The organism is Pseudomonas hormoni (assembly GCF_018502625.1).
GTDB classification, from domain to species: domain Bacteria; phylum Pseudomonadota; class Gammaproteobacteria; order Pseudomonadales; family Pseudomonadaceae; genus Aquipseudomonas; species Aquipseudomonas hormoni.
In genome coordinates, this window is the sequence record NZ_CP075566.1 from 1816703 (window position 1) to 1830273 (window position 13571).

Annotated in this window: 8 protein-coding genes and 3 pseudogenes; 7 read left to right on the plus strand and 4 right to left on the minus strand. The window is 55.4% G+C overall.

Annotated features, from left to right (window positions below):
• Positions 1-346: 346 nt before the first annotated feature.
• The 3 genes and pseudogenes from KJF94_RS08605 to KJF94_RS08615 form a co-directional block, all read right to left on the minus strand.
• Positions 347-1537, minus strand: a complete 1191-nt coding sequence (locus KJF94_RS08605) for an MFS transporter (RefSeq protein ID WP_214382599.1) — start codon at positions 1535-1537, stop codon at positions 347-349.
• Positions 1538-1733: 196 nt separating this feature from the next.
• A complete protein-coding gene (locus KJF94_RS08610; RefSeq protein WP_214382601.1) occupies positions 1734-2132 on the minus strand; it encodes a YfeK family protein in 399 nt (132 codons plus the stop codon).
• Positions 2133-2285: 153 nt separating this feature from the next.
• Positions 2286-2727 (minus strand): annotated as a pseudogene (locus tag KJF94_RS08615) (chromate resistance protein ChrB domain-containing protein); the annotation flags it as partial.
• 574 nt (positions 2728-3301) lie between these two features.
• On the opposite strand from KJF94_RS08615, the gene KJF94_RS08620 reads away from it, so the two are divergent.
• From KJF94_RS08620 to KJF94_RS30095, 6 genes and pseudogenes are all read left to right on the plus strand, one after another.
• A complete protein-coding gene (locus KJF94_RS08620; protein WP_140669756.1) occupies positions 3302-3643 on the plus strand; it encodes a hypothetical protein in 342 nt (113 codons plus the stop codon).
• Positions 3644-3742: 99 nt separating this feature from the next.
• Entirely contained in the window at positions 3743-4999 is a 1257-nt protein-coding gene (locus KJF94_RS08625) for a TolC family protein (RefSeq protein WP_214384797.1), read from the plus strand.
• The gene (locus tag KJF94_RS08630; RefSeq protein WP_214382602.1) at positions 4996-6480 is read left to right on the plus strand and encodes an efflux RND transporter periplasmic adaptor subunit; all 1485 of its coding nucleotides are present in this window, start codon (positions 4996-4998) and stop codon (positions 6478-6480) included. Before KJF94_RS08625 ends, KJF94_RS08630 begins: the two co-directional genes overlap by 4 nt.
• Positions 6477-9635, plus strand: coding sequence for an efflux RND transporter permease subunit (locus tag KJF94_RS08635; protein ID WP_214382603.1), 3159 nt, complete (start codon positions 6477-6479; stop codon positions 9633-9635). Before KJF94_RS08630 ends, KJF94_RS08635 begins: the two co-directional genes overlap by 4 nt.
• Entirely contained in the window at positions 9632-9982 is a 351-nt protein-coding gene (locus tag KJF94_RS08640) for a copper-binding protein (protein WP_214382604.1), read from the plus strand. Before KJF94_RS08635 ends, KJF94_RS08640 begins: the two co-directional genes overlap by 4 nt.
• 410 nt (positions 9983-10392) lie before the next feature.
• Positions 10393-11287 (plus strand): annotated as a pseudogene (locus KJF94_RS30095) (IS3 family transposase); the annotation flags it as partial.
• Between the two features lie 82 nt (positions 11288-11369).
• Here the strand turns inward: KJF94_RS30095 and KJF94_RS08660 are convergent.
• A complete protein-coding gene (locus KJF94_RS08660; RefSeq protein WP_214382607.1) occupies positions 11370-12497 on the minus strand; it encodes a sensor histidine kinase in 1128 nt (375 codons plus the stop codon).
• Between the two features lie 565 nt (positions 12498-13062).
• Between KJF94_RS08660 and KJF94_RS08665 the strand changes: the two are divergent.
• Positions 13063-13188: pseudogene (locus tag KJF94_RS08665) on the plus strand (DUF2188 domain-containing protein); the annotation flags it as partial.
• Positions 13189-13571 lie beyond the last annotated feature (383 nt).

The following is a 13571-nucleotide window of genomic DNA, read 5'->3' on the forward strand; positions in this document are numbered from 1 at the left end:
TATACGTTGTCGGTAGCATCAAAACAGCCGGCCTGGGAGATTGCGCAAGTCGCGTATCACGCCCATGACGAACAGGCCGAGGTGTCGCGAGCTGCTCGGATCACTATCATCCCATACCCCTCATCACGTTGACGTCGACACAGCCTGGTGTAGATGCGCCGCGCAGCACGCTAGCTGCCGCTTTTGACGATGGGCGGCTCCTACCTCGAACCGAAGGAATGGCAGATGGAGATTGGGATGGCGAAGTCCTATTAGCCCGCCAGGGTGGGCACTCCTGCTGCGAAAACACTTTGCTCAAACGGTGAGTTGTTTGTTCAGAACCATTTGTTTTGCTTTTTGGTTGCGCTTACTGCTTCTTGAGTAACAGTAACAACAGAGCTGTTGTGGCAAGCAGTGCACCCGTGAGGAAAGTGCTGTCTGACCCAATGCTTTGCCAAAGCCAGCCCGCAAGAACGCTGGCGATCAGCATGCATATACCACTGACCAAATTGAAAATGCCGAAGGCGGTGCCCTTGAGTTCTGTGGGAGCTTTATCAGCTACCAGCGAGGCAAGAATGCCTTGGCTAAATCCCATATGAAGCCCCCACAAGGCAACGCCCAGCATCATCGTAATGACAGTACTGGATTGAGCGAGCACCAGATCCGCCAGAACGAGTACCCCCATCCCTACGCAGAGCAATTTCGTGCGAGGGATGCGATCAGATAGCCTGCCAGCAGGATAAGCAGACAGCATATAAAAAAGTGCCATTACCACCATCACCATTGGAATCCAGGTGATCGACAGGCCTATCTGTTGCGCTCGTAATACCAGAAACGCCTCGCTGAAACGAGCAAGCGTAAACACCCCTCCAATGATGACGATCCACCAATACCCTGAGGAGAAGTCGTGAAGGACTTTCCAATGGATTGGAGATCGAAATTTGTGTTCGCTGGCGAGGTGTATTGGCTCTTTTACTCCCGTGACAATGAGCGCCACCGCCACTGCTGCCGGGATCACTGCAAACCACAGTACAAGCTGTATATCTGCGAGCCATAACATCAGCAAGATGGCCAGAGCGGGGCCAAGAACAGCCCCTGCGGTGTCCATCGATTGGCGTATTCCAAAGCAGGCGCCACGGATCTCTGGTGGCGACACATCGGCGACCAGGGCATCTCTTGGCGCTCCGCGAATACCTTTGCCAATGCGATCCAGAAAGCGTGCGGTAAAGACCACTTCAACCGAGTGAGCTATGGGGAAAAGTGGCTTGGTCAGAGCGGCTAAACCATATCCGAGCAGCAACAGTCCTTTGCGTCGACCGATAAAGTCGCTGATAGCACCAGAGAAAATCTTGACGAGCATGGCGGTCGACTCAGCAACCCCCTCGATCACCCCAACGGTCAATGCACTCGCACCCAATGTCGTGACCAAAAATACGGGTAGTAAGCTGTGTACCAGCTCAGACGATAGATCCATGAATAGGCTGACAAAGCCCAACGCCCATATCGTGCGCGGAATACGAAGACGCTCAGCGTTGGTGTGTGGGCTTTCGCTACTCATATTTTCTTCCTGTACTCATCGGTATCAAGGAGAGACTGAGAAAGCTATTTAGGCTTGCAGGCGAACCAAGCTCCCGCCAGAGCAGCCACTCAAACCACGACGATGAGCACCGCCGCGACTTTACTCAACGGGTGCTTCACAGATGCAAGTGAAAAAGCCCAACGCCACACTGAGTATTATTCGACTTTAGGCAAAATCAATGAAGCTGCCGTTGCCTCTGTAGCTCCCGCTTGAGCCAGGTGCTTGCCGGTTGTGCGCCTTCTGGACATCGCACCTCATATGCGCGGCCACTCATACTGCTTTTAGTGGCAGCAAGATCGATGAAGTCTTCTGCACTGTTCACCATGTTTTTACCTTCCAGATAATTCAGCTTTTTCTCCAGATGCGCCCGAGCCCGGGTTCCTGGGAATTCGATCCCGTTACGCACAAACTGACATTCACTGTGTTCGACAAAGTCCAGCAAGCCCTTTATCTCTTGAGTGGCTTGAGGTGTGGCTTGAGCCTGCGCATTGGTTACGATTGCGATCAGGCTAATACCAGCTGCCATCATCAATTGGCTGATCGGCCCAGCCGCCGCTCCTCTCCACTTTCGCATTATTCATCCTCGTCCTGAAAGTTGAATGAATGTACCTACCTTTAACTGATACGTACGGATCATTGCGTTAATCCGCGAACGAATTGTTCATCGACTTACCGTTCGGTTCTAACGGCGACAGTGAGCGGCGCGGGTGTAAGAGTGATAATGGCTGATACGACCCAGCATATCTCGCTCAAGAGCCGAATCAACAGCCTGGAGGTCGCGGCTATGGGGTTCATCCGCAGATAACGCTCTGCTGACTGCCATCTCAAGCTCCTGCAAGGCTGAGTCAATCTGCTGCTTAAGGTTTGCCTGGGAAGTAATCGATGTTGATAAGCAGCTCGTAGGTTTTGCGCAGCTTGAGAATCTGTTTGGTGGTGGCCAATGCGTTTTCAGGATTGAGATGCTCACGGCATTTTTCGATCTCTACGCGCAGCTTGCTGTAGTCATTGCTACGGTCGAACAACTCGACAAAACGCTCACCCTGCGGATCGACCACCGGGAGGATGTAAGTAGTGCCATTGATGGAAAGGATGTCGCGTTCGACGGACTCCAAGGCTTCACGATAGACATTGGAGTCAGGCAATAGAAAGGCACCATCGCGCAAAACCGCGAAGGACAGGCTAATGGATGAAGTCAGTCATAGCCCCAATGCCTGCACCATTCTCGGGAACTCAGCACCATATGTAAGGAAGGTCACCCCACTTTTGGGGAATGCTCCGTGAAGCAATATGAATCTACCGTCCTGAAGTGGCCATTTCATCGCCAAGTCGTGGTGACCCTACCAACTGGCTTGGTAATTGCTCTCACGCTTGTACTCAATATTCGTTGAGTAATCGAAAACCGGAGGTTAGGGCCTTGTGGAAACGTCCCCTGCTTATCGGAGTTTTGCTTGGAATCGGAATCCTTACACTCGGTTTGGCAGTGAGTATTATCCTTATGCAATGGCAGCTGAAATAACCTAGCCACGCAACTGTGCAGGCGAAGTAATGCGTCTCGGTTGGATTGGTTTGAGTGATGCCTTGATCGTTTTTTACCACTGCAGATCTAGAAACTGCATGTCAGAAACTTTATTTCGCGTCGGTAATGTTGGCTTAACTTAGGATTTGTTTTATCGGCTTTGGCAGGCCTATTGGGTCGACCGCTTCCAATTGTAAGAGCCATTTTCAGCGACTACACTCCAGCCCATGAAACGCTATCTGCGGTTTTGCATCATCTTCATGATTAGCTTGGCGCTTCCCCTCAGCGGGATGGCGGGGGTTCAGGCACCGACAGAACCTTGCCCAATGAAGACGATGGGCATGGCGATGATGGACGACATGGGGATGGACTGCTGCAACGACATGAAAAGCCCTTCCGAGCACGGTAAACCTTGCAAGCCGGGCCAGGAATGCAAGACGGGCGGCATGCTGCAAGTCTCGATCTTCAAGCCTCCTGTAACCGTGTTCAGCCCCGTAGTGCTTTCCCTCATCAGCGACTCCCTACCTGTACAGACCCCGTCCGGGGTATGGCGACCGCCCCGCGTTTGATTCCTGTCCCACATTGAGCCTCATTCCGCATTAGCGGGATGGACTAGCTGCGCGCATGTCTTTTGACGCGTGCAGTGGATGATTACAGGAATCGTAAACATGAACTCCAAGTGCAATTGCACAGGCTGGTCTCTCGTGGCCGGCCTAGCGGCAAGCGTGCTGGCATTGCCGAGTTTCGCTGCCGCATTGACGCTCGATGAAGCGTTGCGGCTGGCAGAAAACAATGCGCCGTCGCTGACCGCACAAGACGCGAAAATTCAGGCTGCCAGCAATGCAGCCATCCCTGCTGGTGAATTACCTGATCCCAAGCTCTTGGTGGGCGTGCAGAACTACCCCATCGGAGGCCCGGATCGTTGGAGTATCAACCAGGACTTCATGACCATGCAGATGGTCGGCGTCAGGCAGGAGATGCCCAATAGCGACAAGCGCAAAGCGCGTATCGAAGTCGCCGATGCAGCTATTGATCGTGCCTCTGCGGAGCGTCGAGTCGAACGTCTGAAGGTGCGCCAGTCCACGGCGTTGGCCTGGATCACCAGCTACTCGGTTGAGCGCAAAGATCTGCTGTTCCAGGACTTCTACAAAGAAAACCGCCTGCTGAGCGATACCGTCCGGGCCCAAATTGCCGGTGGCCTCGCTCAACCCGCCGATGCGGTGACACCCAGGCAGGAAGCAGCTCAACTGGCGGAACAACAGGACGATCTGATTCTCCAGAGAGCCCAGGCGCGAGCAGCCCTCAATCGCTGGATTGGCTCCGCCGCCAACGACAAGCCCGTGGGTCGTTTGCCTGAATGGCCCGTAGATACCTCAGGCTACTCCCATAAGTTGCAACACCACCCCGAGTTGGCAGCGTTTGCGCCGATGACCCGCGAAGCGCAAGCCAAAGTTCGTGAAGCCGAAGCGGAAAAGCAGTCGGACTGGAGTTGGGAGCTTGATTATCAGCATCGTGACCGTCAGTTCGGCGACATGGTCAGCGTTCAACTTTCCTGGGATCTACCGCTATTTCCCGACTCTCGCCAAAACCCCAGGATTGCGGCCAAGCAGGCTGAACTCAACCAGCTGGAGGCCGAGCGCGAAGCGCTGTCACGCGAGCATACCCAGCAACTGGAAAATGAACTGGCTGACTATGAGCGTCTGAATCGTGCCGTGCGCAGAAATCAGGACAGCCTGTTGCCGCTGGCCAAGGAAAAGGTCGAACTCAGCATGGCCAGTTACCGTGCAGGCAAGGGCGATTTAAACGCGGTGGTTGCCGCTCGACGTGAACTCATTGAAGCCCGTCTCAAACAGATCGATGTGGAAGAGCAGCGAGCACTGACCAGTGCGCGTCTGTATTTTGCTTATGGGGAGTCCAGCCAATGATCCTTAAAAAATGGAACGGGGCATTGCTGGTAGGCGTCTCGCTGGCGTTCGGTATTGCCGGTGGTTACTGGTTCGCCCAACAGCGCATGAATGGGGTATCAAGTTCTGCCCTGGAGCAGAGCCTCGATTCACCTGACGAACGCAAGGCTCTGTATTGGTATGACCCCATGTACCCGCAGCAAAAGTTCGATAAGCCGGGTAAATCCCCCTTCATGGACATGCAATTGGTTCCTCAGTACGCCGGTGGCGCAGGGGATCGTGCGACCGTCAGTATCGATCCGAGTCTGACCCAGAATCTCGGCCTGCGTTTTGCAACAGTCACCCGTGGAATCTTTGACTCCAGCCTCGATGTGACGGGTGTTTTGGGATTCAACGAACGTGATGTCGCGGTGATTCAGGCACGCACCACGGGCTTTGTGGAGCGGGTATATTCCCACGCTCCCGGTGATGTGCTCAAAGCCAACGCGGCATTGGCGGATATCCTGGTGCCGGAATGGGCCGCTGCCCAGACAGAGTTTCTTGCATTGAAGCGCAGCGGGGATGCTGATTTGTTGGCTGCGGCCCGCCAGCGACTGCAGCTCACAGGGATGCCGGCAGCACTGATTACTCAGGTAGAGCGTGGCGGTAAGGTTCAGCCCTACCTGACTCTCACCAGCCCAATTGGTGGTGTGCTGCAAGAATTGAATATACGTGCGGGTATGACTGTGGCTACTGGCGATACTCTGGCACGCGTCAATGGCTTGAGCAGTGTCTGGCTCGCCGTGGCCGTTCCAGAATCGGATGCCGGATCGATCACCGTGGGGCAGGCGGTCGAAGCGCGTCTGCCAGCCTTCCCAGGGACAATGCTCAGAGGCAAAGTCAGCGCGATTTTGCCCGAGACCAGCCCGGACAGCCGCACTCTTCGCGTGCGGGTGGAACTCCCCAATCCCGACGGGCGCCTCAGACCGGGTTTGACGGCGCAGGTACGCCTGAATCGCTCGACCGGGCAAAGTGTGTTGTGGGTGCCGAGCGAAGCCGTCATTCGCACTGGCCGGCGTGCCTTGGTGATGCTCGCCGAAGACGCGGGCCGCTACCGTCCCGTGGAGGTGCAACTCGGGCAGGAAAGCGATGGCAAGACGGCGATATTGAAAGGCCTGGAAGAAGGACAGAAGGTAGTTACCTCTGGCCAGTTCCTGCTCGATTCGGAGGCCAGTCTTAAGGGCATCGTTGCAAGCTCAGAGGAAGAGTCACCATCCAGCGCAGCAGCCTCCAGCTTTCATGAAGCGGATGGGCAGATCGTTGAGATCAACGAAAAAGAAGTCACGCTCGCCCACGGCCCCTTCAAGACGCTGGGCATGCCTGGCATGACGATGACTTTCCCACTCGCCAACCCGGCTCTGATGCAGGGCCTTAAAACGGGCGACAAGGTTCGGGTCGCGGTGAGCCAGACTGATGATGGCTTGCGTGTTGAGCGCCTGGATAAATCGGGGAGCCAGCCATGATCGCTGCCCTGATTCGTTGGTCAGTAGCCAACCGATTTCTGGTGCTACTGGCGACGCTGTTTGTCACGGCGTGGGGCATTTGGTCTGTGCAGAGCACGCCGATTGATGCGCTACCAGACCTCTCTGATGTGCAGGTAATCATCCGAACCCCTTATCCTGGTCAAGCGCCGCAGATTGTCGAGAACCAGGTGACCTATCCGTTAGCCACCACCATGCTCTCCGTACCTGGGGCAAAGACCGTGCGAGGTTATTCCTTCTTCGGCGACAGCTTTGTTTATGTGCTGTTCGAAGACGGCACCGACTTGTACTGGGCCCGCTCGCGGGTGCTGGAGTATCTGAGCCAAATACAAAGTCGGTTGCCGGCCAGCGCTAAGCCGGCGTTGGGGCCTGATGCAACGGGCGTCGGTTGGATCTATCAGTACGCACTGGTGGATCGCAGCGGCGGACATGATTTGGCGCAGCTTCGCGCACTGCAGGACTGGTTCCTCAAGTTCGAACTCAAGACCCTGCCCAACGTTGCGGAAGTAGCCACTGTGGGAGGCATGGTCAAGCAGTACCAGGTTCAACTTGATCCGCTCAAACTGGCCAGCCTTGGCATCACCCAGGCTGAGGTAACCGAAGCTATAGGCAAGGCCAATCAGGAAACCGGTGGTGCAGTGCTGGAGATGGCTGAGACCGAGTTCATCGTGCGCGCTTCCGGCTATCTGAAGACGCTCAATGACTTTCGGGCAATCCCGCTTAAGTTGGGCGCGGGTGGCATTCCGGTGAGCCTTGGCGATGTCGCTACGATTCAGTTGGGCCCGGAAATGCGGCGCGGGATTACTGAACTGGACGGTGAAGGCGAGACCGTCGGCGGCGTGGTAATTTTGCGCAGTGGCAAGAACGCTCGCGAAACCATTGCAGCGGTCAAAACCAAGCTCGACGAACTGAAAAGCAGTCTGCCGGCTGGTGTGGAAATCGTCACCACCTACGACCGCAGTAAGCTGATCGACCGCGCTGTGGAGAATCTCAGCCACAAGCTCATCGAAGAGTTCATCGTTGTCGCGCTGGTCTGCGGGATCTTTCTCTGGCACCTGCGCTCATCGCTGGTGGCGATCATCTCCCTTCCGGTTGGGGTGTTGATTGCCTTCATCGTCATGCGCTACCAGGGAATCAACGCCAATATCATGTCCTTGGGTGGGATTGCCATCGCCATCGGCGCCATGGTCGACGCCGCCGTGGTGATGATCGAGAATGCTCACAAGAAGATCGAGGCCTGGCATGCGGCCAATCCTGGGGAGGAACTGAAGGGTGAGCGTCATTGGCACGTGATGACCGAAGCAGCGGCAGAGGTAGGCCCTGCGCTGTTCTTCTGTTTGTTGATCATCACCCTGTCGTTCATTCCGGTATTCACCCTGGAAGCGCAAGAGGGGCGGTTGTTTGGCCCGTTGGCTTTCACCAAAACCTACGCCATGGCCGCAGCGGCGGGATTGTCAGTGACCTTGGTGCCGGTGCTGATGGGCTACTGGATTCGAGGACGAATTCCCAGTGAACAACAGAACCCGTTGAACCGGTGGTTGATTCGAATTTATCAGCCAGCCCTGGACGCAGTCTTGCGTCGACCAAAGATCACGCTGCTGGTGGCGCTATTGCTTTTTGTCAGTGCGCTATGGCCAATGTCTCGCTTGGGTGGCGAGTTTCTCCCCCCGTTGGACGAGGGTGATCTGCTCTATATGCCTTCAGCTCTACCGGGATTGTCCGCGCAGAAAGCGGCACAACTGCTGCAACAGACTGACCGTCTGATCAAGACCGTGCCTGAAGTCGAACACGTCTTCGGTAAAGCGGGCCGCGCTGAAACCGCCACCGACCCCGCACCGCTGGAGATGTTCGAAACCACCATCCAATTCAAGCCGCACGAGCAATGGCGTCCAGGCATGACCCAGGAAAAGTTGGTGGAAGAACTGGATCGAGTGGTACGAGTCCCTGGGCTGACGAATATCTGGATACCACCGATTCGCAACCGTATAGACATGCTTGCCACGGGGATCAAGAGTCCCATCGGAGTGAAAGTTGCTGGCACCAACCTGACGGAGATCGATGCCGCTACTCAGGCGGTCGAGCGGGTGGCCAAGGGTGTGCCCGGTGTCAGTTCGGCTTTGGCCGAGCGACTGACCGGTGGCCGCTATATCGACGTGGATATCGACCGCAATGCCGCCGCCCGCTACGGACTAAATATCGCTGATGTGCAGTCCATTGTGGCCGGTGCTATTGGCGGTGAAAATGTCGGAGAGACTATCGAAGGGCTCGCACGCTTCCCGATCAACGTGCGTTATCCCCGTGAGTGGCGGGACTCGCTCAGTGCATTGGAGCAGCTGCCTATCTACACCCCGCTAGGTAGCCAGATCACCCTCGGCACGGTGGCGAAGGTCAAGGTCACAGACGGCCCGCCAATGCTCAAGAGCGAGAACGCACGGCCTTCTGGCTGGGTATACATCGACGTGCGGGGGAGAGACATTGCCTCGGTGGTCGCCGATCTACGCCAGGTCGTCAATGAGCAGGTCAAGTTGCAGCCCGGCATGAGCCTGAGTTACTCAGGACAGTTCGAGTTTCTAGAAAGAGCCAACGCACGCCTCAAACTGGTGGTGCCTGCCACGCTGTTGATCATCTTTGTGCTGCTCTACCTGACTTTCGCCCGCTTCGATGAGGCGTTGCTGATCATGGCCACTCTGCCATTCGCACTGACTGGCGGAGCATGGTTTCTCTATCTGCTGGGATACAACCTGTCGGTCGCCACCGGAGTCGGCTTTATCGCCTTGGCCGGGGTGTCTGCCGAGTTCGGCGTAATCATGCTGCTCTACCTGAAGAACGCCTGGGCCGAACGTGAAGACGACGGCGACAGCACTGAGCGCGGACTGGTTGCGGCGATTCGTGAAGGTGCTGTGCAGCGAGTTCGACCTAAGGCCATGACCGTGGCCGTCATTATTGCGGGCTTGTTACCTATCTTGTTGGGCAGCGGGACTGGTAGCGAAGTGATGAGCCGCATCGCCGCGCCCATGGTTGGCGGCATTGTCACAGCACCATTGCTTTCCCTTTTTGTCATTCCGGCAGCCTATCGCCTAATGCGTCGCCGGCACCTCTCAGTTGAACCCGTCAAACCTGAAGGAAAAGTCGTATGAAACTGACCCTGATTGCAGTTGTAAGCACCGTATTCGCGCTATCACTTTCTGTCCATGCGGAGGACATGCCGGGTATGAAAATGGACGGTATGGAGGGCATGCAGATGGAGGAGAAAACAAAGCTGGCTCCAGTCGCCAACGCCGAGGGAACAATTAAGGCTATCGATACTACGAAGCATACGGTGACCATCTCTCACGGAGCTGTTCCAGCCGTGCAATGGCCGCCGATGACCATGGCTTTTTCCGTAACGGAGAATCAACTGACGGGGCTGATAGTCGGAGACCGTGTAACGTTCTCCTTTAGGCAAGAGGGTGGAAAAGCCACAATCGTTTCCATTAAAAAATGAGACTGTAACGAGCAAGAATTAACGGCACGCTCTGCCGTGCCGGTTTGAAATCTAATCATTGCTGGCTTTGAGCGCAGCGTTCGCGTCTCCCTTGATCGGACTCTGGCTTCTGCGTCATGCCTTCACCTCCAAGGTCTGGCCTGTGCGGCAATGGGGCTATTGGTTCTATCCGGGCCACCTTGCCGCTCTACAAGCTTTACGGTTCTTGGTCTGAATAAGCTCACTGGTTGTCTGCGGGTACTACGCATCCTTAGTTGTTAATTGCTCGGTGATGAGTCTGTGACGACAGGTTCTCGGTCATTAGCAAAAGCCTAAAGGTGGCGGGTGAGCTGTTTGCTAGTGGACGAGCCCCCTGAAAGACAGGACACCGTTTCCCCCTTAGCATAAGGGATAGGCAAACGACTGTGTTTATGACTAATAGAAACGATAAGAATGTAGAACTGCTCGGCCAGGAGCGGCGTCGCCGCAGGAGCCCAGAGCAAAAGCTGGCGATGGTTCGTGAGAGCCTGCAACCAGGACAAAGCGTCTCGGTGCTGACTCGGCAGAACGGTGTTAATGCCAACCAACTTTTTCAGTGGCGCAAGCTCTATCAGAGCGGCAGTCTCTCGGCTGTCAGTGCTGGTGAGAGCGTGGTGCCTGCCTCTGAGTTGGCCGATGCACTCAAGCAGATTCGTGAATTGCAGCGGATGCTCGGCAAGAAAACCATGCAGGTCGAGATCCTCCAGGAAGCTGTGGAGATCGCGCGCTCGCGAAAATGGATTGCGCACTCACCCTTGTTGCCGGGGGACGACCAGTGAAGCTGATCAGTGAAAGTCTCGGTGTAGCGCGCTCGCAGTTAACGGTTCGACTCAAGCCTGCCGCTCTTTCCGGCAGGCGGCGTCGAGTGCTGGGCGATGCCGCTTTGGTCGCAGAGATTCGAGCAGAGGTCAGTGAGTTGCCCAGTTATGGCTACCGCCGTGTCTGGGGCTGCTGCCTCGTCGACGTGAAACGCAGAGCCAGGCGCCGATCAATGTAAAGCGGGTCTATCGCGTCATGCGCGATCACCAGTTGCTGCTTGAGCGACGGGTCAAACAACCCGGTGTGGTGCGACGTCACGAAGGTCGCATGGCCTTAGAAACCAGCAACACACGCTGGTGCTCAGACGGCTTTGAGTTTCGCTGCGAAGACGGCTCCAAGCTGAGCGTGACCTTCGCCCTGGATTGCTGCGACCGCGAAGCCATCGGCTGGGTGGCCAGCCCAACGGGCTACAGCGGTGACGATATCCGCGATCTGATGCTGGAGGCGGTCGAAAAGCGCTTCGGTGAACAACCGCCCACCCAGCCTGTGCACCATTAGACCACTACAGTAACATCCCCGTCCGGCGCAAGAGTGACGGCGGCTGGCCTTACTATTTTGTTACAGGCACTTTTACGAGGAATGTGGTTCCGCGCTCTCTGTCGGAGGTCACGTCTATCGCCCCCGAGTGCGCTGCCACGATTTCGGAAGCGATGTACAGACCTAAGCCAAGGCCAGTGCTAGAGCCTAGATCGAGAGATGCATGCTGGGAGAAACGCCCCATGGGGTTGAAGATGAAGGGCAAAATATCCTCCGGGATCGGCTCCCCAAAATTATGGACGACGAAAACGATGCTGCCGTCTTTTACCTCCAGTGAAACCTTAATAGGAAACTGTAAATCGCCATGCTGCACGGCATTACTGAGCAGATTGGAAAATACTTGCTCCATGCGGGCGCCATCGAATTCGCCGCGCGCCGATTCTCCGCCTTTGAAAGTGATATCTGCGTTTGGGTGAGCAGTGCGAATCTCTTCAACTATGCGTGTGCAGAGTGGCGTGAGGTCGATGTCTTCCTTTTTGACGGGAATCCCGGGGCCCATTTGGCATCGTGTTAGATCCAGCAGGTCGCCAACGATCTGGCTGGCTCGTTTGACGCTCGTGTATATTCCCAGTGCAATTTTACTCTTACGTGTATCCAGATCAACCGATCGCCGCAGCACATCGGCACCCAGCAAAATAGCTCCTAGCGGCGTGCGCAAGTCATGGCCAAGGATGCCCAGAAAAACGTTGCGTGAGGCCTCTACTGCACGCGAGTAGCTCGCAATAGATTCCGCGAGCGCTTGGTCTATGGCCTCATTAAAGCGGATCATATCGTCCACTTCCAGAACTGTTCCTGCCTTCATCTGCCCCAGCCATTGACTGAGAACACTCGTCCTCAGAGCACGATACTCAGATACCATTTGATCTAGCGTGAAACCCGCCATTAAGCGCGTTACCGCATGGGTTTCGGCTGCGGTTTCTAACTCCTCCATCGGGGCATTACCCTGAGCTTTGGCGATTTGCTCTTGCGCAGACTGGTATGTGCAAAGGTCTACCGCTATTGCACGCAGCATCTGTTCGGCGTGATCCCGTAGAGCCTTGGAGTCCAGTGCTTCGCCGGGTATCTCAATGGTTCTTGCGAAGTCTTCCCACGCTTGCAGAATCGGTTCGAGGTTTTTGATGATGAAGGCAGACAGGCGCATGCCGTAATCCTGGTTATGGAGTCGAGGTCGAAGCCGGAGTGAACAGTGAGAGCTGAATTAGAGCTCTAATTTGTCACTTGCCATATACAGCTCACATCGAGCCTGTTCAGACCCAACGCAGAGTCAAAGCTTTTCGGGCCCTTTGCGGGTGCGCCAAATCCTCCTAAGAGTTCTGCGGCGCTGAACGAAGCCTTAGCCGTCGGGGACTGTCCAAAAGCTTTTGGTAGCGCGTATCAGTCAGTTGTGGAGGGGAGAGGAGGCAGGTCGGATTTCATCAAGTTCGTCCCAGGGCCGCTACCTAACAAGTGCTGTCGGACACTCGGGATTGTGGGGGAAATCGCTCCCTCTATCCAGCTCGGGCTGCGTCGCGTTACATGACCTGCAAATGACGACCTTCTGTGAAATACGCCACTTTCCGTGCCAAGTGATAAGTCGTTCTGAAGGAGTCATGATGATCACAAACTCGACAACTTTTGTACAATCTTAGATTTTTGCACAGCTTATTTCGAGCGATTTTAGCGGTTTCACTGGTTTTTTTGGAGTCGGTGAAACAACGCTACACAAGATATGCTTCGGAGCCCAACTCTCCGACCATGGTAAAGGCAAAAACCAGCATGTTCTAAAGCGAGATGACGGTTGGGCTGTGCGTGGTGAAGGGGACACCAAAGACACTTCACACCATCGAACTCAACCGGCACCCATGTAGCGATCGTGCTACAAGTTGAAAAGTCCTGATCACTTAGGTCGTAACTCGTTAGATAAGGCATAAAACCTGACACGTCCGTGTGCTGCGTAGCCGCGCGCTGGTAGAGCGGAAGCTATTGCGCAGGACATAGGCGTTGATCCAGTGCCTCATAGAAACCACCCGAATTTATGCTGCCTTTATTGATGCCTCGGCTATCTCATGCGCTCGGCACACGGCTGCACGGTTACCGAGAGGCGCAAGTCAAAAGTAAGCGTCCGGTGATCACGCCTAGCGAACGGTGCTGTCGGTGTGCTACGAAAAAATGAACTGTTTCATAGCTGCCATTATTGCGATCACCAGAACGGCGAGCCCCACCGCTGAAGTGCACT

What these genes read in the sequence shown, in the direction of transcription:
- KJF94_RS08635 (WP_214382603.1), top strand. Translation starts at nt 6,477, where the DNA reads ATGATCGCTGCCCTGATTCGTTGGTCAGTAGCCAACCGATTTCTGGTG.
- KJF94_RS08630 (WP_214382602.1), top strand. Translation starts at nt 4,996, where the DNA reads ATGATCCTTAAAAAATGGAACGGGGCATTGCTGGTAGGCGTCTCGCTG.
- KJF94_RS08640 (WP_214382604.1), top strand. Translation starts at nt 9,632, where the DNA reads ATGAAACTGACCCTGATTGCAGTTGTAAGCACCGTATTCGCGCTATCA.
- KJF94_RS08620 (WP_140669756.1), top strand. Translation starts at nt 3,302, where the DNA reads ATGAAACGCTATCTGCGGTTTTGCATCATCTTCATGATTAGCTTGGCG.
- KJF94_RS08610 (WP_214382601.1), bottom strand. Translation starts at nt 2,132, where the DNA reads ATGCGAAAGTGGAGAGGAGCGGCGGCTGGGCCGATCAGCCAATTGATG.
- KJF94_RS08605 (WP_214382599.1), bottom strand. Translation starts at nt 1,537, where the DNA reads ATGAGTAGCGAAAGCCCACACACCAACGCTGAGCGTCTTCGTATTCCG.
- KJF94_RS08660 (WP_214382607.1), bottom strand. Translation starts at nt 12,497, where the DNA reads ATGCGCCTGTCTGCCTTCATCATCAAAAACCTCGAACCGATTCTGCAA.
- KJF94_RS08625 (WP_214384797.1), top strand. Translation starts at nt 3,743, where the DNA reads ATGAACTCCAAGTGCAATTGCACAGGCTGGTCTCTCGTGGCCGGCCTA.